The sequence below is a fragment of the Tolypothrix campylonemoides VB511288_2 genome (assembly GCF_045999855.1).
In the GTDB taxonomy this organism is placed as follows: Bacteria; Cyanobacteriota; Cyanobacteriia; order Cyanobacteriales; family Nostocaceae; genus Scytonema; species Scytonema bouteillei_A.
Map to the genome: position 1 here is coordinate 270,037 of NZ_JBFPMW010000007.1, position 21,610 is coordinate 291,646.

Genomic DNA, 21,610 nt, shown 5'->3' on the forward strand with positions numbered 1-21,610 from the left:
TGCGGGCGCTTGTGTCAAGTGGGAAATCCACCCAAGCTTGTGTCCCCCTCCGGGCGGCTTGCCTAAATTTGTGTAAAAGGCAAAAGTCGGAAGGCAAAAAGTGTATTGTCCTTCCGGCTATTTATTGGCTGTTTGTTAGCTAGTTTTTACGATTGATATGCTTCATCCAGTGTTGCCGCCCGAACCTCTTCCCATCGTCGAACCCGTACAATCAGCTAATTCCACCACTCCAATGGTCAGCGAGATTGGCTTGAATGCCATGTCGGAAAAGACATTGGAAAATCAGGAAAAGTCTGAGGGAAGACGGGAAAAACTCAATTTTCAAACAACTCGGAACACTTCAACTGAAAACCAGTTACAAGTTGCTCAAACACTGCCTGCACCCAGTCAGCCAGAAACTTTTCCACCTGAATTTTCGCCTGTTACCGTTTCAAAAAGTGCGGCTTTTTTAGGTGAAAATCTTTCTATTGGTTTTCCCCTACAGCAAGTTCAATCTTTACACCCCAATCTCGGTGAGAACCCCGCTACGCAAGCGAAAGTACTACCAAAATCACTGAAACTTAAGAATTTATCCCAACAGCAAACAGCATCGGTAGAAGAATCAACCCAGCCACAAAATCAAAGCCCTACAAACCCCGAACAATCTCCAAATCGCCCACCAGTACAAATAGAATTTAAAGTCCGTGGTGAAGAAGACACTCAACCCGCTCCAAACCAAACTCAATCGGTTCTTGAAAAGCAAAATAACACCACAACACCACAACAAAACCAACCATCCGGTACAACTTCTGCTCCTAGCACCCCGACACCAGGAGAACGCATTGTTGAAGTCATTTCTGACAGACAACAGTATGACGAGCAACGGCGGGTGATTACGGCTGAGGGTAACGTGGTTGTTAGATTTGATGGCGCTGTTGTGGATGCCGATCGCGTGCAAGTTAACATGGATAACTTGATTGCTGTTGGCGACGGCAATGTTGCTCTCACACGGGGAGACCAAGTTCTGCGCGGACAGAAGTTTACATACAATTTTATTCAAGATGATGGGGAATTACTGAACGGCAGTGGTGAGGTTTTTATCCCCAGTGCGGGTCAGGATTTAAGTTTTTTACCTACGGATGTGACGACAGGGGGAGTCCCAGCACGTCCTCTGAGCGATCGCATCAGACAAAATCAACCATTGCAAGCAGGTAGCTCCGGTGGGCTGAATATCAACTTGGGAGGTGGGGGAGGTGCAAGCAACATACCCGTACCAAAACAGGGGGGACAAGTCAGACGAGTCCGTTTTGAAGCAGGAAGAATTGATTTTTACGCCCGAGGTTGGCAAGCGCGAGATGTTCGTCTGACCAATGACCCTTTTTCACCTCCTGAATTGGAAATTAGGGCAGATACGGTTACCTTGACAAGGGAAGCACCTTTACGCGATCGCATCAAAACACAAAGACAGCGTTTGGTATTTGACCGAGGATTCTCCGTACCAATTCCCAAGAACGAGCAGGTGATTGACCGTAGAGAACGTGATGTCACGCCAGGATTGTTCTCAATTGGTTATGATGGCGACCAACGGGGAGGGGTGTATATTGAACGGAGTTTTAAACCTATAGATACAGAAGGAGTCACCTTCAGTCTGACGCCTCAGTTTTACCCCCAAAAAGCAGTACAGGGTGGCACGGAGAATCCCGCATCGCTGTTTGGTATAAAATCAACAGTGAGAGCTATCGTGAGCCCACGGACATCTTTAGAAGGTTCTGGATTGTTAACCAGCTTCGACCTTAACGATCTAGAAGATAACCTCAGAGCGAGCGTGCGACTGCGCCAATTGCTGTTAGACGAGCAAAAACCCCACACTCTCACACTGGAATATAGCTATCGCGATCGACTCTACAACGGGACTCTCGGCTTTCAAACCGTGCAAAGCAGTTTTGGAGGTATTATTACCTCTCCCATCATTCCTTTAGGAAAAAGCGGTCTTAACCTCAGCTATCAAGGGGGTGCTCAATTAATTGAAGCAAATACAGATCGCCAAGACTTGCTAGAAGCAGATCGTAGAAACAATCGTGTCTCCCTGACTCGCCTGCAAGCCAGTGCAGCCCTTAACGGCGGCGTGACACTGTGGCAAGGGAAACCATTACCTGCTACACCCACTCAAGGATTGCGGTATACAGCGAATCCAGTTGTTCCTTACGTACAAGCGTTTGGTGGATTAACTGGAACCACCAGTCATTACAGTAGTGGAGATAATCAAAGTACCTTGTTTGCAACCGTTGGTTTACAGGGTCAATTCGGTCATTTTTCTCGACCTTTCTTTGACTACACCGGCTTTGTAATTAGCTATTCCCAAGGTCTAAACAGTGGTTTATCTCCCTTTTTGTTTGACCGTTCCGTTGATAACAAAGTACTGAGAGCGGGGATTACTCAACAGATTTACGGACCATTTCGTTTTGGATTTGAAACCTCAATCAATTTAGACACTGGAGAACGCGCCAGTACAGACTACGTAGTGGAATACAGCCGCCGTACCTACGGAATTACCTTGCGTTATAACCCCGTACAGCAATTAGGCGGTATCAGTTTCCGAATCAGTGATTTCAACTGGAGTGGTGGAACCGATCCTTTCTCCGATCCCAATGAAGTTAAGCCAGTTGTTGGTGGTGTTAGACAGCAATAGTGTCAGTTGTTCTCTTCTGTACCCGTTGAGGATGGCGACGAAGTTGGTAAAGGTGCTGTGTTATCAGTACTGGTTGTCACAAAATCGCTGCGTACCCAGCCTTTAGTACCATTCTTGTCAACCTGAACTCGATACCAAGTGTTACCATCATCTCCGGTTTTTTCACTCAAAATTGTCACTGAATCACCCGATCTACCCTTGTGACGGACTTTAGCGCTTTTTGAAGCTCTATTGCGTACATTAATGCGAGAACCTGGTTCAATCGATGTTAGTGTTGCTGACTTATTAACACTTTCTGTTGTGTCTTCTTCTTTTGGTGTTGGTGTAGGGGTTACAGGTGGTTCAGTTGTTGTTGGTGTAGGAGTTGCAGGTGATTGAGTTGTTGTTGTTTCAGGTTGGCTCGTAGCTGATGTTGCGGGTGTGATGGTTGGTAAAGCAGAGGTTGTGCTTTCTACTTGAGGTTTCGAGCAAGCTGTTATCGCCAGCAACAAGACAAATAAAAACTGTTTTCTCATAGTCTAACTTTAATTAAACGTCAATTTTATATTACATAGCGTTTTTGAGTTCTCCGTAGATTTTTAAGTGTCTCATGTTATTAGACAGTTCCGGTACTGTGAAAAAGTCGGTGGGGTAGCCTCCGTCCTCCCCAGACTTGCCATAGTAATTGTAGAACTCAAAGGTGCCAATTTGCTTGAGAATAGGAGCCAACTTCGGGTACTTGTCAGAGCGATCGCAGCTATTAGTTGTACAGCTAGCCTTCACTAAAATCAAAAATTCCGGTGGATAATCTACTCGGTTGCTCCAAACCATATAACGCACGTTGCTAGCCGTAATTTGCACTCAAGAAAAGTAGCTTGTATTTTGTATCAATAGGACAATACTATTTACTGTCAAAATCTAGTTACATAAGTATAAACCAAGCTGCTAGCGATAGTACTTAACCAACTAGCAAAGCTACATTATTCTCTTGTGATTGATACTTTCTTAATTTTTTTCTTTCCGTGTAATACACGGAAAAACTCCGCGTTTTTTGTCGTTATACCGATAATATTGCCGCGCCTAGAACCATTATCTTGGCACCTGTTAGGCTGTAATGCTTATTCTTCCGTTAAGCGATGCCTTCGGCACGCGAAGCCTCTCCATAAGGAGATAGGGCTAATAGCTAATGGTCAAAAAGCAATTAGCAATTAGCAATTAGCAATTAGCAATTAGCATCTTCTTACTTCCCGTGTAAAAGCCCTTTAAAAAACAGAAAAATGTTGACAAGAATCCGTTCCAACCAAAGTATGGCACGGTCTAACCATTCGAGTATGAATTCTAGAGGGTGTTTTACATAACCGATTGTTCTGGCACTCGTTTCTATCCAATCTGGCTTTGCCTCAATAGCCTCAGTTTCGCGATAGGATTTGGTGGCTTCCCCTGTCGTCTTTTGACTGTCAAAGTCTGTGATTTGGGAGTCAAAATTCCCAACCATTAACTTTTGAAAGGACGAAGAACTATTTGTCCCGATTCTCAATTTTTGACGACTGTTGTGATTCCTGCGTTTTTTAGCTGATTGTGGTAAGCCAAGATCTGATATTTGGCGGTTTACCGAACCTAACATTTTCTTTAGCTTTGAGGTTTTGCTTTGAAAGTAATGCCAGATATTTTCCCTTTCGGAGAAAGTTTCAGGAAGAGTGAAATTTGTGTTTGAGGAAGATTCACTTATTTGTGGTTCGCGATTGACTTCATAAATTTGTGGTGAATGATTAAACAAGTCATCCATTGTCAGCCAAGGATCTACTGTTTCACCATCTTGGAATTGAGAGGTTTCAGGTAAAGCTTTAGATGAAGGCGACTGTCCTGAGAATTGAAATTGCCTGTGAAGTTTACGCTCTTCGGGTAATGACCGATCGCTACTGATTGATGGATCGGTTTGCTCGAAACTTTTGTTACGTTGTTCCCCAAAAAAGTAATGAATAGCTTCCCAAATTAAGGATAATACATTTGCTGTTTGATTTTCTCCAACTTCCGTTGATAATACTTTTTCTTTGTTGGTAATTGATTGATTTTTACCATAAAGAAATATATTTAACTGAGTTTGAACGATTTGCAGCAATTCCGAACTAGTACGAGATATTGGAACTAAAGTAGTAGCTTCTAATTTGGCAATAGTTTCGTCTAGGATTGCGAGCCCTTGAAGTGAAATTGGCAAGGACTTCGGTGTAGTTGTGTCTTCGGCGATCGCTTCTGGAAGTAAGACAGGTTCATTGTCTTGTTTACCAGAAATTAGCTTATTTAACAAGCGATCTATTTCTGGTAATAATTGTGCCTCATCTAATGTTGTTTCTATAAGATTTACCTGCTGTGATTCATAAGTTCTCAACTCCTCATAAATCCGATTTTGCAATTTTTTCTGCTGCTGAAATGTCAAAACGTCTAAAATTTCATTATTGGCAGCAACCAGCACTAAATTGCGGTTTGCCAAATTTGAAGCGACTCCCTGAATGTATTGGGAGTTGGCAATTTGGAGTTGGGAACTGGGGCTTGGGGATTGGGGAGTCGGGGAATGAAGAACAAAGGGATGGGGATAGTGGAAAATAGGAAAATAGCGAGATGGGAAGAAACGCTTGTCCCTGTCTCCCTGTTCCCGTGTCTCTTTATCTTTAAATTGCAGGGTGGGTACGACTTTTAAAACTCGCGCAACAGCATCGTCAGCAGATTGAGGCGACGGCTGTTGTGAATCAGTTGCATGACCTTGTAAGCGCAAACTACGTTTTTCCTCAGCCGTATTGAGCTGTCTGTTGGATGACTCGACAGCTTTTTGGATGAGCATATATACTGAATGGAGAAGACCTTCTATAGACCAACTGGTAGTGACTTGTATTTGCCGTACAGTGCGCTCGAACTGTTCGCCCCAGCGCCGAGATTGTTGGTGGAAGAAGTTAAATAGTCTGCTTTGATAACGACCAGAAGAAGCAGAAGGCATGGTAGTTAATTTTTGTTGAGAGTTTTATGAGTAGCCCGACTCCCACAAAACAATAGACGAAAGATTGTTGATGTTTGTCAGTTCTCTCATATTAGCGGAAATATGACATCTCCCGTATCTCAAGCCGATACTAAATCAATTTCTGACGCGATCGCAAAACTGCGTTCTTGGAGTCAGGTAAATATTCTGCCTTCGTGGCGATGTTTTGAAGGTGACTTGAGTGCAGTTGAGGTAACTGCATCCGATCTATCTTCTTGGAACTTTGCCAAGCTGAATCCAAAAGGACAAATTACTTGGGCTGGAGGTCAAAAGGTTTTATGGCTTTTACAAAAATTAATCATTCCTGAGGATTTACAGGGTTATCCCTTAGAGGGTTTGTGTTTGCGGCTGGCGCTCGTTTGGTGGGCTGATTCTGCCAAAGTTTATGTGAACGGACAGTTGATAGTTGAGGGGGATTTATTTGATTCATTTCCCAGAGTGCTTTTGAGTAAAGGGGTAACGCCGGGAGAGGAATTGACGGTAGCGTTGCGTTTGGTGAGTCCGGGTCATTGTGATGGTGCGTTGGTGAAGTCGCAATTGGTTTATGAATCTAACAACGATGGTTCTGTGGAACCTGGTTTTGTGGCTGATGAGTTGGCTGTTGTGGAGCGTTGTTTGGAGTGTTTTGAGCCTGAAAGGTTGGATGCTTTGAGGGTTTTTATTGAGGAGTTGGATTGGAAGGGATTGAACCGCAAAGACGCGAAGGGCGCGAAGGAAGAGTTTGAGGAGTTGTTGTCTGTTGTTCGTCAAAAACTTCGAGGATTTAAAATCCAACATCTAAAATCCAAAATTTTTTTGTTGGGTCACGCTCATCTCGATCTAGCATGGTTGTGGCCTGTGAATGAAACTTGGCAAGCTGCACAAAAAACTTTTGAATCAGTTTTGAGTTTACAGGAAGGTTTTCCTGAGTTGATTTTCTGTCATTCTACTCCGGCTCTTTATGCTTGGATTGAGGAACACCGTCCGGATTTGTTTGGTGCTATTCAACAGGCGGTGGCTGATGGGCGTTGGGAAGTGGTGGGTGGTTTTTGGGTTGAACCTGAACTGAATTTGATTGCGGGTGAATCTATTGTTCGTCAACTTCTCTACGGTCAACGCTACGTATTGGAGAAGTTTGGTAAGTTTTCTAGTGTGGTATGGGTTCCTGATAGTTTTGGTTTTTGTGCAACTTTGCCTCAGTTTTTAGTGAATGGAGGTGTTGAGTATTTTGTAACTCAGAAGTTGCGGTGGAATGATACAACTCGATTTGAGCATGGTGCTTTTTGGTGGAAGTCTCCTGATGGAAGTGAAGTCTTCAGCTATATGTCTGCGTTGATTGGTGAAGGTATCGATCCTGTGAAGATGGTATCTTATGCTTGTGAGTGGCGATCGCAAACGGGGTTAGTTGAATCTCTATGGCTTCCCGGTGTGGGGGATCATGGGGGCGGACCGACTCGCGATATGTTGGAAACCGCCCGTCGCTGGCAAAAATCTCCCGTATTTCCCGATGTTGAATTTTGTACTTCTGAAAGTTACTTGCAGCAAATTAAGGGACAAGGAGAAAACAGGGACACGGGGGATAAGGAAGAAGTTTCTACCGTGTCTACCCCCTCTCCCCCCTCTCCCCCTCTCCCCCTCTCCCCCTCTCCACTCCCCACCTGGGAGGACGAATTGTATTTGGAATTCCATCGGGGTTGCTACACAACTCACAGCGACCAAAAACGCTGGAACCGTCATTGTGAGGGGTTGCTCTATCAAGCAGAACTTTTTGCAGCTTGGGCAACTTTAAGTGTTGGCGCAAGTTATCCGAAGTCCGAGCTAGAATTTGCATGGAAAAATGTTTTATTCAATCAATTTCACGATATTTTGCCCGGTTCTTCTATTCATCAAGTTTATGTGGATGCATTACCAACTTGGCAAGAAGTGGAACGAGTTGGTAGTAGTATCGTGCAACAGTCTTTGAATGCGATCGCATCCCAAATCTCTCTACCGACACCTCCACAGCCTGAAGCACAACCAGTTGTTATTTTCAATTCTCTCAATTGGGTGCGATCGCAAATCGTTGAACTTGAGTTTCCAGAAGAGGATGATGAGCGCCGGGATTGGACGATATATAATTTGGACGGTCAAGAGGTTGAGTCTCAGAGCCGTTTTATGGGATTTAGACGCGAACCAAATGGTGATGAAATACCAGTAAAGTCAGTTTCGTTTTTTGTCAGTGAGATTCCTGCTTGTGGTTATCGTGTCTTCTGGTTGTGTCCGTGTAAACCTACTTTGGAGTCTCTCAAACCATTTGAAGAGTTCGTTTTAGAAAATGAGTGTTTGCGAGTGACAATTGACCCAGAAACGGGAGATCTGTCCAACGTTTTTGATAAAACCAATCACCGTGAAGTTCTCAGTGGATTGGGAAATCAACTCCAAGCATTCCAAGATAGCGGTCAGTACTGGGATGCTTGGAATATTGACCCAAATTATGCTCAACATCCTTTACCACCTGCGGAATTGTTAAGCGTTCATCATTTAGAAAGGGGTGCGTTGCGAACCCGCGTGCGAGTGGTGCGAAGAATAGGTCAATCAACGTTTTCGCAAGATTACATTTTAGAAAAAGAGTCTGCTGTTCTCAAGATAGCAAACAAAGTGAATTGGCAAGAAAATCATGTCTTGGTAAAGGTGGCTTTTCCACTAAACTTAGAAGCAGACTTTGCGACTTATGAAATTCCCTGTGGGGCTATTCGTCGGACAACCAAACCGACAACTCCAGCAGAAAAGGCAAAATGGGAAGTTCCCGCATTGCGTTGGGCTGACTTAACGGAAATCCAAAATCACTACGGTGTCAGTTTGCTGAATGATTGTAAATACGGTTACGACAGCCAACCCAACCAACTCCGCTTGACGTTGCTACGCAGTCCCAATTGGCCCAATCCGGAAGCAGATCGAGGTTATCATGAATTTACTTATGCCTTATATCCTCATGCCCAGAGCTGGGAAACAGCCAATACAGTAAAACGGGGATATGAATTAAATATACCCTTGCAAGTGCTGGTACTGAATCCACAACAGCAAAATCGTCAGAGTTCTTTACCACCAAGTGGTAGTTTGTTGAACTTATCAGATGAGAATTTAATCTTGATGGCTTTCAAGCAGTCAGAAGATGACCCAGAACAGTGGATTCTCAGGTGCTATGAATGCCATGGGAAAACAGCAGAGTTAGAATTGCAAAGTGACTTGGGTTTGACTTTGGATGAGCCAGTAGACTTACTGGAACGTTCCTTGAATTCTCACGAGCAGAACAAATGTACTGTAAAACCCTGGAAAATCATCAGCTTTAAGATAGGTAATACCGTTTTCAGATAAGTAAAGTCTGGACTCACTGCCTGCGCGGACTTCTTATACTAATCCTATATGAGGTTGCGCTTAAAATTCCCTCACATTAGAAATGTGGACGGCAGGCGCTACAACGGGGGGGACCTCCCGCAGTCGCCTCAACGGGGGGAACCCCCGCACGGCGCTGCTCTGGGCAACGCGCTGCCTCGGCTATACAAACAAAGCCTGCCTACACAGGCTAATTAGATGCATCTTTATACAGAAATGGTATGATTAAATCGTGATTTCAAAGGTTATGATGACATCACGTCTCATGTTGCAACTATCTTGTCTCCTCGGTGTTTTTTGCTTGTAGCGAATGTAATTTCAATCGGGTTTAAAGAACGTCCTGTTGGCTTTCCATCTTTTAACTCAGCTGGTGTATATTGTAATGAACTTTGTTCGCACAAAGAAGCAATAGCCATTCCTACACTAGCCTGAGCAGTCATTCCTGTAAAATCTGCAACGACATCCTCTATCACCCATTCCTGGGGCAAATAGTTATAAATTTTTCTGACTTCTTGATAGAACTCTAAAGGCTCGTAGATATCGTTAATAATTATTGGTTCTGGAATCTTTAGATTGGGAAAATCTTGTTTTAACTTTTTTGCTAAATCAAGGGTTTGCGAAGAACAAATTAACCAACAACGCTCCAATTGTGGGAGATGATATTCTATAGCTTTTCGACAAGGTTCTTCCCGGCTCACTAACAATATGAGTCCCTTGTGCTTTACAGGAGGTAATTTGTCTAAATCAATTTGGGGCGATCGCCCCAAAGTTAACGATTTAGCTGCAGTTAACCCCACCGATTGGGTCAATTCGGATTAGTTGGAAACCTCTTTCTTAAACTTAACTAAAAAATTGGCTTTGTCTTTTCTACCCCACCGATTGGGTCAATTCGGATTAGTTGGAAACGACTGATTAATCGCTTCATTTTCCAATGTATTGCTATACCCCACCGATTGGGTCAATTTGGATTAGTTGGAAACAATTGAGAAGTTACAGGAATACTACCAGGTCTGACTCCACCCCACCGATTGGGTTAATTCAGATTGGTTGGAAACTCTTTGGTATAGCGATCGCAATTTTAAGTATAAAAATTAACAGAAAATGTCCGTATTGACGGAATTTGGCAAATACGTATAATAATACGTATAGTGCGTGCGTTAGATTTTTGCATTCTAAAACGCACATAACATATGAGTTCTACTATGTTGAGTTGTATTTATTCAGATACACTATTTACAGCGACTGAGCTAAACCGTCAACCAGGAAAAGTACTAGACCATGCTTTAGAGCATCCAGTAACAATTACTCGTAACGATGAGCATTTTGCTTTGCTGCGTCGTGAAAAGGTTTCTTCTCTTGCCAAAGCGGCTCAAAATGGTGAATACCTTATCGAGCTTTTAAGCGCTGCTTTTCGTTTACGTTTAGATGAAAAGCTTGGTAGCGAACATCCACATGGCTGGCTTAAAGTATTTGACAAAGATGAGCTTCAAGACTTTACCAATGAGGTAACAGAAGCTTATCGTTCAGCAATTTTGTCTGAACAAGCTTGGGATGAACTAGAAGCTATTATTCATGAATGGCACGAAAGTGCATTAGCGATCGCCAACCCCGATCTTGCCCATGCATTCAGTGATGAGGATGAGTATGATGAAATACCATTAACCCAACCCTTTACTGAGAAATCACCTGATTTCTAAAATGACGGAAATTTCATCAAACGAATCAGAAACTAATAATGTGGAGCCGCCAGAAGTTAAGCTGACGGCTCCTAATTTGTCAGATAGTGAAAAGACAGAGGAAAGTACAATAGATATTGATTTATCTGAAAAATGGTTAGTGGTAGCAAAAAATCGTAGAGTATATCGTGAATGGGAAGCTTTGACCAACCGTTATCCACAAAACTGTTATCGTTGTTATCAAGATTTGTGTACATCACCCACAACTAGAAAACAAGGGTGCGTCTTCCCTTTAAAAGGCAAAGCTTACAAGGGTGTTTGGGAATACGAAGTAGCAAGCGGAGATAGAGTTTACTACATTCCTAATACAGAAAAATTAAAAGTAATTATTTATTATGCGGGAAAACATATAAGCCCTGCACCTAAACCTTAAAGGACGTGGATATCAAAAACTCGGTCAAGCTCAAGAAAATTTATTTGCTGCCAAAAAACATCAGTTTTAATAAATAACCTTTGATTGTTAATGAACTTTGAACATCAATTTTCCCCCACCCAAGTCGCTTTCCAATATTTAGCTAAAGCTGGTGAGTCTCTTTCATGGCGTTTTGCTTCACCCCAAAATCGTTCTAACCCATAGGCGACTGTTGCACGCATTTTATAGGATTCTTTGAAAGCTTGTTTGCTGGGTTCCCTAATATTCTTATCCCCATTAAGAGCATCTTTAACTAGTTTCCGAGCTTTTTCATCTAGAGCATAAATTCTGCATGAATAAAAAATCTTTGAACACCGTTAATTGGTTGAGACAATGAATTATTGAAAGCAGATAAATCTTCATTAGTAAACTGGGGAGAAGCCATTTCTATCGGGAGCATCCCAATTTGGAAAAAACATGCTTGTGATTGAAATCACGCCTATACGAACGAAGTCCCTTCGGGTTCACCAGTTCCCTACGGCGGGAAACCCGCCTGCAGGACTGGATTCACCACCTACGTGGACTTCTTATTAAGTCCGCGTAGGCGGACTTTGTTTGTGTAGCCCCAGAATTCTATTCTGAGGGCAATTGCTGAACCGTATTGAGTTATAGATTAGCAGCAGGTGGAAAATGCTATTTCCAAGTTGAAAGCTCCGCGTGCGTTTGCAAAGCGTAAAGCATTCTCAAGCTAAGTCTGGAAACGAGTAAAGATTTGTAAAGTTTATGAGAATTAGAAGGTTTGGGAAGAAAAGTCACACCTTTTTAGATGCTTGGTATTGTATCTAGACATCTGGTAAAAAATGTAGAGACGCTGTTTGAAGCGGTTATCGGTCTCAAGACTCCAGAAACTTATTTTGCATGGTATAAAACGATGTAAAGACGCACTATGGCACGTCTTTACATCGTTTTATCGATATATCCAGTACACCTGTCACGTGGCTGGCATTAATCTTCGTGATCTTCAAACGGATCGCTCAACTCCTTGCTGGGAGGACCAAAAGAGGTGTAAATAGACAGCGCTGTTATAACGATGACGATCGCACCGACAGAAATGCTAAGAACTGTTGCGGGTTCCATAAGAAGTATATATTATGAGTAGTCTTCCTATAGAATATTACAGAACATTAAAAAATGGTTTGGCAATTCATCTTAGGTGAACTATGGCACAAAGGACGCGGTTGGGAGACATCCTCAGACCTTTAAATGCTGAGTATGGTAAAGTGGCTCCAGGATGGGGTACTACCCCCCTCATGGCTGTTTTTATAGGACTATTTTTCGTATTTCTGCTGATTATTCTGCAGCTTTACAACAAGTCAATCCTGATCCAAGACGTAAGTGTCGATTGGCGGACGCTAGGCAGATAATTCACAAAATTGACAAAACTTGCATAACAAACTATCCCGTACCCGGTTTTTCCGGGTTTTTTCTTTCTGTGGTTAGTAGAGGTAAGAGCAGCCACTAACCAACTACCAACTCTTGCACTAAACTACAAGATGTGAGATGTTGTGGCAGTTGTTAAGTTAAAAGTTAGATCGGTCACTCGAAAGGAGAAAGGCTGTGAACGTATTTGGTATCGGTTTGCCAGAAATGGCTCTTATCTTTATTGTGGCGCTATTAATTTTTGGTCCCAAGAAGTTACCAGAAATTGGTCGAAGTGTGGGAAAGGCAATTCGCGGTTTTCAAGATGCTTCTAAGGAGTTCCAAAACGAATTTCAAAAAGAAGCCGTACAGATAGAAGAAGCTGTTAAGACAACAGCCGAACTCGAACCCAAGCAAATAGAAGCTGCTAGAAAGGATGAAGGATAAAATTTCTGACTTCATAATTCATCATTCATAATTCATAATTTAGATGGCAGAAGCGGTTGCTAAAAAAACTCTTGTGATTCCCCAGCTTGTTGTGGGGTTGGGGAATCCAGAACCAAAATATGACCAGACACGCCACAATATTGGTTTTGCTGCTATAGATGCTTTGTCTCGTGCTTGGCGAATTCCTTTAACAGAGAATCGTAAGTTTCAGGGAGAGTATGGTGAAGGACTTGCAATCAATGGAGACAAAATCCGCCTGCTCAAACCACTGACTTACATGAACCGTTCGGGACAGTCCATACAAGCCGTTACTAGTTGGTATAAATTACCACCAGAAATGGTAATGGTGATTTATGATGATATGGATTTACCAATGGGTAAAACTCGCTTGCGTTTGTCGGGTTCTGCGGGCGGACACAATGGTATGAAAAGCACCATCGCCCATCTTGGAACTCAAGACTTTCCTCGTTTGCGTATAGGTATAGGTAGACCAAAAGGTTCTGCGAGTGATGATTCCGGTACCGTTTCCCACGTCTTGGGCAAATTTTCTGTTGCGGAAAGTCAACTTATGTCTCTTGTACTGCAGTTTGTTGTTGATTGTACGGAAATGTGTCTCAAGCAGGGAGTAGAAAAGGCAATGAACGTTTGTAATAGCCGTTCTTTTGATTTCCCCGATTCTTAAGAAGGTAGAAGCCCGCTCGTTATTAAGAGTAGGGGATAGGCTTAAGGGTAAAGGATAAAGTACGAAGAATGCAATTTTATCCTTATATCCCTCATACTTCATCCTTTACCGAAAGAGCTAATTGATAAAGTTGACGCCGTGTTAGAGAAGTCATTTTTGCTAATTCGCGACTGGCTTGACTTCGCGAGATTCCCTGACGTATTAACTTCTCCAATTCTGCTTTCAGTTCTGCTTCTGAATACTGTACTTGAATTGGTGGACTCCCAGCCACCACTAAAGTATACTCACCTTGCGGTTCCCTCTGGTTGTACTCATTTATGGCATCTGCGATGGTTCCCCGCCAAAATTCCTCATATAACTTGGTTAACTCTCGTGCAATAACAATTTGACGGGAATCAGAGAAAACCTCTGCTAAATCTTTGAGGGTGTCCCGCAATCGATGGGGAGACTCATAGAAAATGAGTGTGCGAGATTCTGCGTTGAGAGACTCAAGATGCGATCGCCTTTGTTGAGCTTTGGCTGGCAAAAATCCTTCAAACACAAACTTATCCGTTGGCAATCCCGCCGCACTTAACGCTGTAATGGCTGCAGTCACACCGGGAATGGGTACAACTTGTATCCCCGCCTCCACACACACTTTCACCAGTTCATATCCGGGGTCGGAAATTCCAGGCATTCCCGCATCAGTCACAAGAGCAATTGCTTTACCCTGATTCAGTTGTTCTAATAACTGCGGAACACGGCTGTTCCGATTGTGCTCGTGATAGCTGACTTGAGGTGTCTTCACTTGAAAATGTTGAAGTAGCTTTCCAGTATGGCGTGTATCTTCTGCAGCAATCAAATCCACAGTCTGCAAAATCCTCACCGCCCGGAATGTCATATCTTCCAAGTTGCCAATAGGCGTACCGACAATGTAAAGTATTCCTGGTTTTGGATCTGTTGTATGCATGATTGGGAACTGGGGATTGGGAACAGATGAGACAGAAAAGACCGCTAACAACTAACAACTATCCACTAACAAATGCCCATTAACGGACTCTTCGTTGGTTTAGTGACTCTGGATTTAATTTATCTTGCAGAGTCACTACCCAAGAATAACCAGAAAATTGTAGCAGTTGATTATACTGTTGCCGCCGGGGGACCTGCAACAAATGCTGCAGTCACTTTTAGCCATTTGGGTGATAAAGCAAGTGTGTTGGGAATTGTCGGTTCTCACCCAATGACACAACTTATTAAAGAAGATTTGGCAAACTACAAAATAGGAATCATAGATTTAAACTCCACCACCCAAAACCCACCACCCGTTTCTTCCATCATTGTTACCCAATCTACTGGCGAACGAGCGGTTATTTCCATTAATGCTGTCAAAACTCAGGCGTCAGAGCAATCCCTGTCCGCAGATGTTTTACGCAATATCAATATTGTCATGATTGACGGACATCAAATGACACTGGGAATTGCGATCGCCCAAATGGCAAAAGCCAAAAATATCCCGGTTGTTATAGATGGTGGTAGTTGGAAACCTGGATTTGAAAAACTCTTGCCTTTTGTAGATTATGCTATTTGTTCTGCTAATTTTCATCCTCCCCAATGTAAAAACGAGGAAGAGGTTTTTGCCTATCTGAGTCAAGTTGGCATTCCCTACATTGCCATAACTCATGGAGAAAACCCCATTCAATACTCAATTGATGGCAAGAAAGGTATTTTAAATGTACCCGGTGTTCGGGCTGTTGATACACTGGGGGCTGGAGATATTTTTCACGGTGCTTTCTGTCATTATATTTTGCAAGAAAGTTTTACAGATGCACTTGAGCAAGCATCTCACGTGGCTTCTTTGTCATGTCAGTTCTTTGGTACGCGCCGTTGGATGGAGTGAGAAATACATGAAAGACTTAAAAGAAATACTGACTGTAGTTCGTTCTGTGGGCTGGGAAGCAGCAGATATACTGCAGTCTTACTACCACCAAACAGGCGATCGCAATCTAGAAGTACAGTACAAGCAGAATGAACCCGTAACAGTAGCAGATGTAGCTGTCAATCAATACATATTAGAAAAGCTACAAGCCGCTTTAGGTACTGAAGATTTTGCTTACATTAGTGAAGAAACATACACAACCGAGCAAGCAAAACAGGAATGGGCTTGGATTATCGATCCTTTAGACGGGACGAGAGACTTTATTGAAAAAACAGGGGAGTACGCCATTCACATAGCTCTAGTGAAAGAAACGCGCCCTGTTCTGGCTGTGGTTGCCGTACCGGAGTTAAAAAAACTGTATTATGCCATAAAAGGCAGTGGTGCCTTTGCAGAAACACGCGATGGAAAAACTCTTCCCTTACAGGTATCATCACGGGAACGTCTTGAGGATTTAACAGTCGTTGTCAGTCGTTCTCACCGCAATGAAAGACTTGAATACCTGTTGCAAAAACTACCCTGTCAAAACCAAAAAGCAGTAGGAAGTGTGGGATGTAAAATCGCTACAATTGTCGAACAACAAGCAGATGTTTACATTTCACTATCCGGTAAGTCTGCACCAAAAGATTGGGATATAGCCGCCCCAGAACTGATTTTGACAGAAGCGGGTGGAAAATACACTCATTTTGACGGTACACCGTTACAGTACAACACGGGTGATATAAATCAGTGGGGAGGCTTGCTTGCTAGCAACGGTCAATATCATGAGTTGCTCTGTCAGGATGCACAGAGAATTTTAGCTGAGTGGGAAAAAAGTTAATAGGTGGCAAAAATACTCACGATTGGGAAAAAGCAGGAACTAGAGGATATTTACCTCAACGAAACACAATATTTCTATAAATGGCTGTGGAATACTCTCTGATGGCAGAGATAATAAGCTTCGAGTGAAGGAAAAGATGGGTTGATGGTTTACTCTGTTTGGAGGATGCAAAAAGCTTTATATGAAAAGTATATTTTATGAGAAATCGCTTCTGGTTGATAGCAATCCTCGGTACGAGCATATTTTTAGGGGAAATATCTGGCTGTACAACTAGCAACGTCCGTCAATCTAGTACTCATCTACCATCTGGCTCCCAAGCGCGATCGGAGATTAAGATTGGCGTTCGGGGTATTACTTATGTAGCAATGAAGACACTGGCTGATGCTTACAGATCTCAAGTCAAAAACGTCCAAGTCTCTTTTGTACCCATCGCTCAATCTATGGCTGAGCTTAAAGGAGTTAGAGACGGACTGCTCGATCTTAGCGGTGTGAGTGAAGAGTTGAAATTGGAAGACAGCACCTTGGAGTATTTGGACGCTGCTCAAGATGCTCTGTTAGTCGCTACCCATTCAAGTGTTAGCGCGATTACTAACTTGACAACGGAGAATCTCAAAGCAATCTACAGCGGTACTTTGAGAAATTGGCAAGAACTCGGAGGTCCTGATGCCAAGATTGTTGTACTGGATCTTCCTGAAGATGATTCAGTTAAGCGCCTTCTGCGGAAGCATTATTTGGGTGAAGATTTGAAGAATTCCAAGACAGCAATTCTTCTGAGGGAAGAAGAGGATGCGATCGCAGCAGTACAGAATATTCCCTATAGTATTGGCGTTTTCTCATCTGCCCGTGTTACATCCAAACAACTCCGTCTGAACCCCAAAAGTCTTAACGGTGTAGAAGCTACCCCAGAAAACGTACAGACGGGTAGATATCTGCTGGTGCGCCCTATCGGAATTATCTCGAGCAAGAGATCTTCCCAAGCTGTTAAAGGCTTTCTCCAATTTGTTCGCAGCAAACAAGCTGCTGCTGTGCTGCGAAGATCGGGTTTTCTGCCACGCTGATAGATGATGTGTAGCGAAAACGTAGTAAAATTTGCGTACAAACCCAAATCCTCACATTTTCTTCATCTTTTTTTTAAAAAATAGTATCGGGAGTACCATCGCCAAATGCACAAATGATGATACACCATAAGTAGGAAGATCCAATATTGATTTTGGGCCTTGCTAAAACAACCGTATTTAATGTATAATTCGAGTTTGCTCGATTTTCTGTTAGGGTATCTACCGCAAAGGAGTTGAAACTTATGTCCAGACAAAAACAGAACAGTAGTAGCGAGCGCCTCCAGGAGCTTATTTCCAGAGTCGATTCTTCTTGCAACACCAATCGCATCAAACTACTCGAACCACCTCAGCCCATACAACAGTTGCCCAAAAAAAGTAGCTAATGTCATTAAAAAAGGCTGCACTCATAAATCCAAGCAGCAAGGGGGTGAGTCACCCGGTAGCTAGTCTTGCATATTGATTTTGTTGAGCGTAATTATATACGTTTCTACGCTAGAGTTCAAGTACGTTCGGGATCGTTTTTGATGATATTGGCACAAAGTGATATACCCTTGACCCCTTGTCCTGGGTCAAGGGAATTCGTTTTTTGCAGTATAGCTTCAATTTATGGGGACATTGGGCATTAAGACAAAAGGATTATTTTCCAACACTAAGTTTGTGAGTGATTGCCTTTGATTGTGTTAGGTACAAGGTCTGCTCTAAGCGTCTGCTCTAAGCGATCGCTTGCAGGCACGGGGAATACCTTTCTTTGTGAGACGATGAATCTGGGGAATGGTTTCCGGTAACCAGAATCTTTCCATCTCCCATGTCCTTACTATGGCAGAAACTCCCCTACAGTGCTGGGCTCACCAGTAACCAGTAAATAATAATAGTAAATAAGAATAAGATGAAGTTGTTGTGTAACTGATAACTGGTAACTCAAGGATTGTGCGCCGATTAAACTCCTAAATTACGGAGTACGGCTTCGAGTCTGACCACGCTTTCTGACTTACCTTGGCGTTCGTATAGTTCTCGAGCTTGTTTGAAAACTGCGATCGCTTCTTTCGATTTTCCTTGCTTCATCAGTATATTACCTCGCAACTCATAAACTTGAGGATTTTTGGGATCTAGACTGACCGCTTGTTCGTATGCCCATTTAGCATTTACGTACTCTCCCAAACGCAAGAGAACTGTTGATAAACCTATGTACGCATTAGCGTTATTCCGATTGCTTTGTATGGCACGTCTGTAGGCTTCTTTGGCTGTTTTGTTATCTCCCAAATTACCACTTACGTAAGCTAAAGCATATTGGTAATCGCTATTGTTAGGATTGAGTGATACAGCACGTCGATACGCCGTTAAAGCTGCGGGAAAATTGCCTTGCTGGGCGTATAAGTAGCCAATACCGGCATATATGGTGGCATTTTTTGGCTCTAGATTTGTGGCTCTTTGATAAACTGCGATCGCGTTATTATAATCCCCTGTATCTACAAGTCGTCGCCCTTCATCTAGAAGTTCCTTTAACTCCTGAGAACTTTGTTGGGGCAAAATGCTTTGAGCGCGGGCTACTGATGGTATTGTTGCTGCAATACTGCTAATAATGAAAATACTTACTATAAAAGATGTTGGCTTGTACACAGTAATTTTCCTGATATTTTTTGCAACTTTTTCAAAGTTTTCTTGATTGCTTGTCCATTAAAACAAAAATATCTTGTTTTGCAAACACCTTGTATTGACTTTTATACAAGAATTATGAAGATTTTTCAGAACTCTGTAAAAGTACGTTACAAGCATTGTTTGATTTCATACAAGTTCTTTGGACTAACAAAAAAAGATTAACTAGCACTCATGTCATGGTAAAGGGGCTGACGTAACTCAATCAAAGCTTCAGCATTACTACCCGTTGATATTAACCACATGAACGGGCAAAAACTATTTTCCTATAAGTTGTGTACCTCAATTCATTTATTTCACAAGCTTTTTGCCCCCTCAGGAAGTTTTTCTAATGTCAATCATGGATGCATGGCTTTGGATAGACTCAAATATATATGTAGATGCGTTAATGAAAAAGCTACCTTTATCGCTCTCTCTATACCGATTAAATAATTAGGTAGAGGAGAACGTTAGCATATCAAATAGAATAAAAACCCGTGCTATTCCAATTAATGCGATTGAGGTTCGATTTATGATTTTGAGTACAACTGATGTCATTCAGGGATCTATCGTTGATTCATATTTGGGCATTGTGACTGCAGAAGTGGTCTACGGAAGCAATTTCCTGCGCGATTTCTTTGCGAGTATCCGAGACATTATTGGTGGACGCACTGGAAGTTACGAACGCCTATTTGAGCAGGGTCAACAAAAAGCGATCGAAGAATTATCCCTAAGAGCAAGGCGTTTGGGTGCGGATGCTGTTATTGGTATCGAAATTGATACTGGTACTATCAATGTTGACCAATCAGGTGTTCTCATACTTATTACAGCAACGGGGACAGCTGTGAAATTGCGCTAGTGGTGAGTAGTGAGTGGTTGTTAATAGAACTGCTAACTACCACTTGCTCACTAATTTACTATTTATTTTTCATCACAAACTGTTCATTCTTCACCGTTTTTATCCAAAATTTTAGAATTTTCGCTAGTATAACAATCCTATTTGAGTCCGAACAAGGAAGACAAGGAAGAGGTGTTTGTAATTCCGACAGGCTCTGCTATGGGTATTGCATACTATAGCACTCCTATTTGATTTATAAAATTATGAATCACAAAGACGAGCTATTGCATTGTGGGGTTTCCCTGTTGTTCAAAACAGCGTCTCCACAGGAGATAGCTCCGGGCGTCGCAAAGAGCACGTATAGCCCTAGCGGGCATAGCTTACAGCATCGCGTAGCGTCTTTGTCAGGAGAAGAAAAGAGAAATTTTACAAATGATTTAGGATTGCTGTAACAACCAAAAGTTAACAAGAAAGTTATTGAATAACCAAACAAAAAGTTTTAAAAAAAAGTTTTTGAAAATAAACTATAGATAACAAATATGATATATTTGAAAAAAGTTTAGAAATCCTCTAAAAATAGAATTAACTAACAAGTCCTATAGGCGATGCCACATACAGTCTTATATGGAGAAATATAGTTGGGCGGGCTGCTTACCAAAACCCTTATTTGCTTGGGAATACCTGCCTAACAATACTTAAAATTTTTCACAAAAGGGCTGGAAGTGCTATATGCCAAAATTCAAATAGGAGTTCGATGATTCTAAAAATAGAAGCTGTTGGTTAGCTTGGGAAAAGCAGTCATTCTCATTCCAAGTTATTCAAAACTTTTCAGTTAATATTTCTTAAAAAAAAGCTTAAATTTCCAAAAATATTATGACCAAAGATAGACAAGGCAAGTATTTCCAGTGGTAGATATTAAAAATCCAAAAAAGCAATTTAATTCTAGTAACTATTTGACTATTTTGAAGTAAAAACTTTACTGGAGTGGTAAGGGGAAAATAGAGTATGTCATACACAAATCGAGTAGGTGACGAGGTTATTAACGAACCTGCTGTGGTAGGTCGAATTACCGATTACCACGATCGCGTTCGTTGGGGTCCTATCATTTCCGGTCTGTTGATTGCATTAGCAACTCAATTAATATTAAGTTCGATGTTTGCAGCTATTGGAGCAGGAACAATTGAGGGGTCGGGCGCACCGAGATCTCTTGCACCCAATGTTGCAGGTAATGTGGGAATTTGGTCAACTATTGCTTTGTTGATTTCATTATTTACTGGTGGTTGGGTCATGGCTCGTGCTTGCGGTCCCATGAATCGCAATACAGCTCTTCTCAATGGTGCCATTCTGTGGGCAACGACTCTGGCGTTAAGTTCTTGGTTGTTAGCAAGTGGAGTATCGGGTGCTTTTGGTGTTGCTGCTTCTAACGCTGGAGAAGTTGTAAACCAAGTGCAGCAAGGTGGTGTCAATATACCCCAAAATACTCCCAATGTAAGTGCTCAACAAGCTGCTGAAATTGCAAGCAATTTCCGTAAAGGTCTGTGGTGGTTTGTCTTTGGGTCCTTGTTAGGTTTACTCGCCTCAATGGTTGGAGCCGCAGCAGGAACCCGCAGTCCGCGTAATAATAATAATTACGCTTAATGGGTAGTTATATCGTGCCTTTAGACTGGAAGTCTAAGGCTATACGAACA

General features: G+C 42.3%; 21 protein-coding genes. 14 read left to right on the top strand and 7 right to left on the bottom strand.

The features are described 5' to 3' along the window. Positions 1–157: 157 nt before the first annotated feature. Positions 158–2,668 carry a DUF3769 domain-containing protein gene (locus AB0756_RS22390; RefSeq protein WP_050046854.1) on the top strand — a complete coding sequence of 837 codons (2,511 nt, stop codon included), beginning with the start codon at positions 158–160 and terminating at the stop codon, positions 2,666–2,668. 2 nt (positions 2,669–2,670) lie between these two features. Here the strand turns inward: AB0756_RS22390 and AB0756_RS22395 are convergent, their stop codons facing one another. From AB0756_RS22395 to AB0756_RS22405, 3 genes are all read right to left on the bottom strand, one after another. Next, complete coding sequence (locus AB0756_RS22395; protein ID WP_050046855.1) at positions 2,671–3,183, bottom strand: SH3 domain-containing protein; 513 nt, start codon at positions 3,181–3,183, stop codon at positions 2,671–2,673. Positions 3,184–3,214: 31 nt separating this feature from the next. Then, complete coding sequence (locus AB0756_RS22400) at positions 3,215–3,478, bottom strand: hypothetical protein (RefSeq protein WP_050046856.1); 264 nt, start codon at positions 3,476–3,478, stop codon at positions 3,215–3,217. 409 nt (positions 3,479–3,887) lie between these two features. After that, positions 3,888–5,636 carry a hypothetical protein gene (locus AB0756_RS22405; protein WP_038081887.1) on the bottom strand — a complete coding sequence of 583 codons (1,749 nt, stop codon included), beginning with the start codon at positions 5,634–5,636 and terminating at the stop codon, positions 3,888–3,890. 102 nt (positions 5,637–5,738) lie between these two features. Here AB0756_RS22405 and AB0756_RS22410 point away from each other — a divergent pair, with 102 nt between their 5' ends. Further along, positions 5,739–9,008 (top strand): alpha-mannosidase, encoded by a 3,270-nt coding sequence (locus tag AB0756_RS22410; protein ID WP_167844755.1) that lies wholly within the window; start codon positions 5,739–5,741, stop codon positions 9,006–9,008. Positions 9,009–9,289: 281 nt separating this feature from the next. On the opposite strand, the gene AB0756_RS22415 is transcribed toward AB0756_RS22410, so the two are convergent. Next, a complete protein-coding gene (locus AB0756_RS22415) occupies positions 9,290–9,835 on the bottom strand; it encodes a hypothetical protein (RefSeq protein ID WP_237265946.1) in 546 nt (181 codons plus the stop codon). Between the two features lie 381 nt (positions 9,836–10,216). Between AB0756_RS22415 and AB0756_RS22420 the strand changes: the two genes are divergently transcribed. Continuing rightward, positions 10,217–10,723 (top strand): hypothetical protein, encoded by a 507-nt coding sequence (locus tag AB0756_RS22420; RefSeq protein ID WP_038081889.1) that lies wholly within the window; start codon positions 10,217–10,219, stop codon positions 10,721–10,723. 1 nt (position 10,724) lies between these two features. After that, the gene (locus AB0756_RS22425; RefSeq protein WP_137986603.1) at positions 10,725–11,135 is read left to right on the top strand and encodes a hypothetical protein; all 411 of its coding nucleotides are present in this window, start codon (positions 10,725–10,727) and stop codon (positions 11,133–11,135) included. Between the two features lie 984 nt (positions 11,136–12,119). On the opposite strand, the gene psbN is transcribed toward AB0756_RS22425, so the two are convergent. Continuing rightward, the gene (gene psbN, locus AB0756_RS22430; RefSeq protein WP_050046860.1) at positions 12,120–12,251 is read right to left on the bottom strand and encodes a photosystem II reaction center protein PsbN; all 132 of its coding nucleotides are present in this window, start codon (positions 12,249–12,251) and stop codon (positions 12,120–12,122) included. A gap of 83 nt (positions 12,252–12,334) precedes the next feature. Between psbN and psbH the strand changes: the two genes are divergently transcribed. From psbH to pth, 3 genes are all read left to right on the top strand, one after another. After that, positions 12,335–12,538, top strand: coding sequence for a photosystem II reaction center phosphoprotein PsbH (psbH, locus tag AB0756_RS22435; RefSeq protein WP_038081891.1), 204 nt, complete (start codon positions 12,335–12,337; stop codon positions 12,536–12,538). Positions 12,539–12,731: 193 nt separating this feature from the next. Next, positions 12,732–12,980 carry a TatA/E family twin arginine-targeting protein translocase gene (locus tag AB0756_RS22440; protein WP_038081893.1) on the top strand — a complete coding sequence of 83 codons (249 nt, stop codon included), beginning with the start codon at positions 12,732–12,734 and terminating at the stop codon, positions 12,978–12,980. A gap of 43 nt (positions 12,981–13,023) precedes the next feature. After that, entirely contained in the window at positions 13,024–13,662 is a 639-nt protein-coding gene (gene pth / locus AB0756_RS22445) for an aminoacyl-tRNA hydrolase (protein ID WP_038081894.1), read from the top strand. Between the two features lie 91 nt (positions 13,663–13,753). Here pth and rsmI read toward each other — a convergent pair whose 3' ends face one another. After that, complete coding sequence (gene rsmI / locus AB0756_RS22450) at positions 13,754–14,611, bottom strand: 16S rRNA (cytidine(1402)-2'-O)-methyltransferase (protein ID WP_038081896.1); 858 nt, start codon at positions 14,609–14,611, stop codon at positions 13,754–13,756. Positions 14,612–14,683: 72 nt separating this feature from the next. Between rsmI and AB0756_RS22455 the strand changes: the two genes are divergently transcribed. The 4 genes from AB0756_RS22455 (at position 14,684) to AB0756_RS22470 (ending at position 17,835) form a co-directional block, all read left to right on the top strand. Beyond that, positions 14,684–15,538 (top strand): sugar kinase, encoded by an 855-nt coding sequence (locus tag AB0756_RS22455; protein WP_038081897.1) that lies wholly within the window; start codon positions 14,684–14,686, stop codon positions 15,536–15,538. 7 nt (positions 15,539–15,545) lie between these two features. After that, the gene (locus tag AB0756_RS22460) at positions 15,546–16,394 is read left to right on the top strand and encodes a 3'(2'),5'-bisphosphate nucleotidase CysQ family protein (RefSeq protein WP_038081898.1); all 849 of its coding nucleotides are present in this window, start codon (positions 15,546–15,548) and stop codon (positions 16,392–16,394) included. A gap of 197 nt (positions 16,395–16,591) precedes the next feature. Then, the gene (locus AB0756_RS22465; protein ID WP_038081900.1) at positions 16,592–17,452 is read left to right on the top strand and encodes a substrate-binding domain-containing protein; all 861 of its coding nucleotides are present in this window, start codon (positions 16,592–16,594) and stop codon (positions 17,450–17,452) included. 242 nt (positions 17,453–17,694) lie between these two features. Further along, the gene (locus AB0756_RS22470; RefSeq protein WP_162002218.1) at positions 17,695–17,835 is read left to right on the top strand and encodes a hypothetical protein; all 141 of its coding nucleotides are present in this window, start codon (positions 17,695–17,697) and stop codon (positions 17,833–17,835) included. Between the two features lie 553 nt (positions 17,836–18,388). Here the strand turns inward: AB0756_RS22470 and AB0756_RS22475 are convergent. Further along, positions 18,389–19,069 carry a tetratricopeptide repeat protein gene (locus AB0756_RS22475; RefSeq protein WP_050046861.1) on the bottom strand — a complete coding sequence of 227 codons (681 nt, stop codon included), beginning with the start codon at positions 19,067–19,069 and terminating at the stop codon, positions 18,389–18,391. 547 nt (positions 19,070–19,616) lie between these two features. On the opposite strand from AB0756_RS22475, the gene AB0756_RS22480 reads away from it, so the two are divergent. From AB0756_RS22480 to AB0756_RS22490, 3 genes are all read left to right on the top strand, one after another. Then, a complete protein-coding gene (locus AB0756_RS22480; protein ID WP_038081901.1) occupies positions 19,617–19,943 on the top strand; it encodes a YbjQ family protein in 327 nt (108 codons plus the stop codon). 242 nt (positions 19,944–20,185) lie between these two features. Next, the gene (locus tag AB0756_RS22485; protein ID WP_167844754.1) at positions 20,186–20,374 is read left to right on the top strand and encodes a hypothetical protein; all 189 of its coding nucleotides are present in this window, start codon (positions 20,186–20,188) and stop codon (positions 20,372–20,374) included. Positions 20,375–20,927: 553 nt separating this feature from the next. After that, positions 20,928–21,560: a hypothetical protein gene (locus tag AB0756_RS22490; protein WP_038081903.1), complete on the top strand. Its 633-nt coding sequence runs from the start codon at positions 20,928–20,930 to the stop codon at positions 21,558–21,560. Positions 21,561–21,610: the final 50 nt, after the last annotated feature.

Bases quoted from the DNA above. Each gene is read 5' to 3' on its own strand.
- AB0756_RS22400 (WP_050046856.1), bottom strand. From the start codon at position 3,478: ATGGTTTGGAGCAACCGAGTAGATTATCCACCGGAATTTTTGATTTTA.
- rsmI (WP_038081896.1), bottom strand. From the start codon at position 14,611: ATGCATACAACAGATCCAAAACCAGGAATACTTTACATTGTCGGTACG.
- AB0756_RS22410 (WP_167844755.1), top strand. From the start codon at position 5,739: ATGACATCTCCCGTATCTCAAGCCGATACTAAATCAATTTCTGACGCG.
- AB0756_RS22405 (WP_038081887.1), bottom strand. From the start codon at position 5,636: ATGCCTTCTGCTTCTTCTGGTCGTTATCAAAGCAGACTATTTAACTTC.
- AB0756_RS22485 (WP_167844754.1), top strand. From the start codon at position 20,186: ATGAATCACAAAGACGAGCTATTGCATTGTGGGGTTTCCCTGTTGTTC.
- AB0756_RS22420 (WP_038081889.1), top strand. From the start codon at position 10,217: ATGAGTTCTACTATGTTGAGTTGTATTTATTCAGATACACTATTTACA.
- AB0756_RS22395 (WP_050046855.1), bottom strand. From the start codon at position 3,183: ATGAGAAAACAGTTTTTATTTGTCTTGTTGCTGGCGATAACAGCTTGC.
- AB0756_RS22455 (WP_038081897.1), top strand. From the start codon at position 14,684: ATGCCCATTAACGGACTCTTCGTTGGTTTAGTGACTCTGGATTTAATT.
- psbH (WP_038081891.1), top strand. From the start codon at position 12,335: ATGGCACAAAGGACGCGGTTGGGAGACATCCTCAGACCTTTAAATGCT.
- pth (WP_038081894.1), top strand. From the start codon at position 13,024: ATGGCAGAAGCGGTTGCTAAAAAAACTCTTGTGATTCCCCAGCTTGTT.
- AB0756_RS22490 (WP_038081903.1), top strand. From the start codon at position 20,928: ATGTCATACACAAATCGAGTAGGTGACGAGGTTATTAACGAACCTGCT.
- AB0756_RS22465 (WP_038081900.1), top strand. From the start codon at position 16,592: ATGAGAAATCGCTTCTGGTTGATAGCAATCCTCGGTACGAGCATATTT.
- psbN (WP_050046860.1), bottom strand. From the start codon at position 12,251: ATGGAACCCGCAACAGTTCTTAGCATTTCTGTCGGTGCGATCGTCATC.
- AB0756_RS22390 (WP_050046854.1), top strand. From the start codon at position 158: ATGCTTCATCCAGTGTTGCCGCCCGAACCTCTTCCCATCGTCGAACCC.
- AB0756_RS22425 (WP_137986603.1), top strand. From the start codon at position 10,725: ATGACGGAAATTTCATCAAACGAATCAGAAACTAATAATGTGGAGCCG.
- AB0756_RS22480 (WP_038081901.1), top strand. From the start codon at position 19,617: ATGATTTTGAGTACAACTGATGTCATTCAGGGATCTATCGTTGATTCA.
- AB0756_RS22460 (WP_038081898.1), top strand. From the start codon at position 15,546: ATGAAAGACTTAAAAGAAATACTGACTGTAGTTCGTTCTGTGGGCTGG.
- AB0756_RS22470 (WP_162002218.1), top strand. From the start codon at position 17,695: ATGTCCAGACAAAAACAGAACAGTAGTAGCGAGCGCCTCCAGGAGCTT.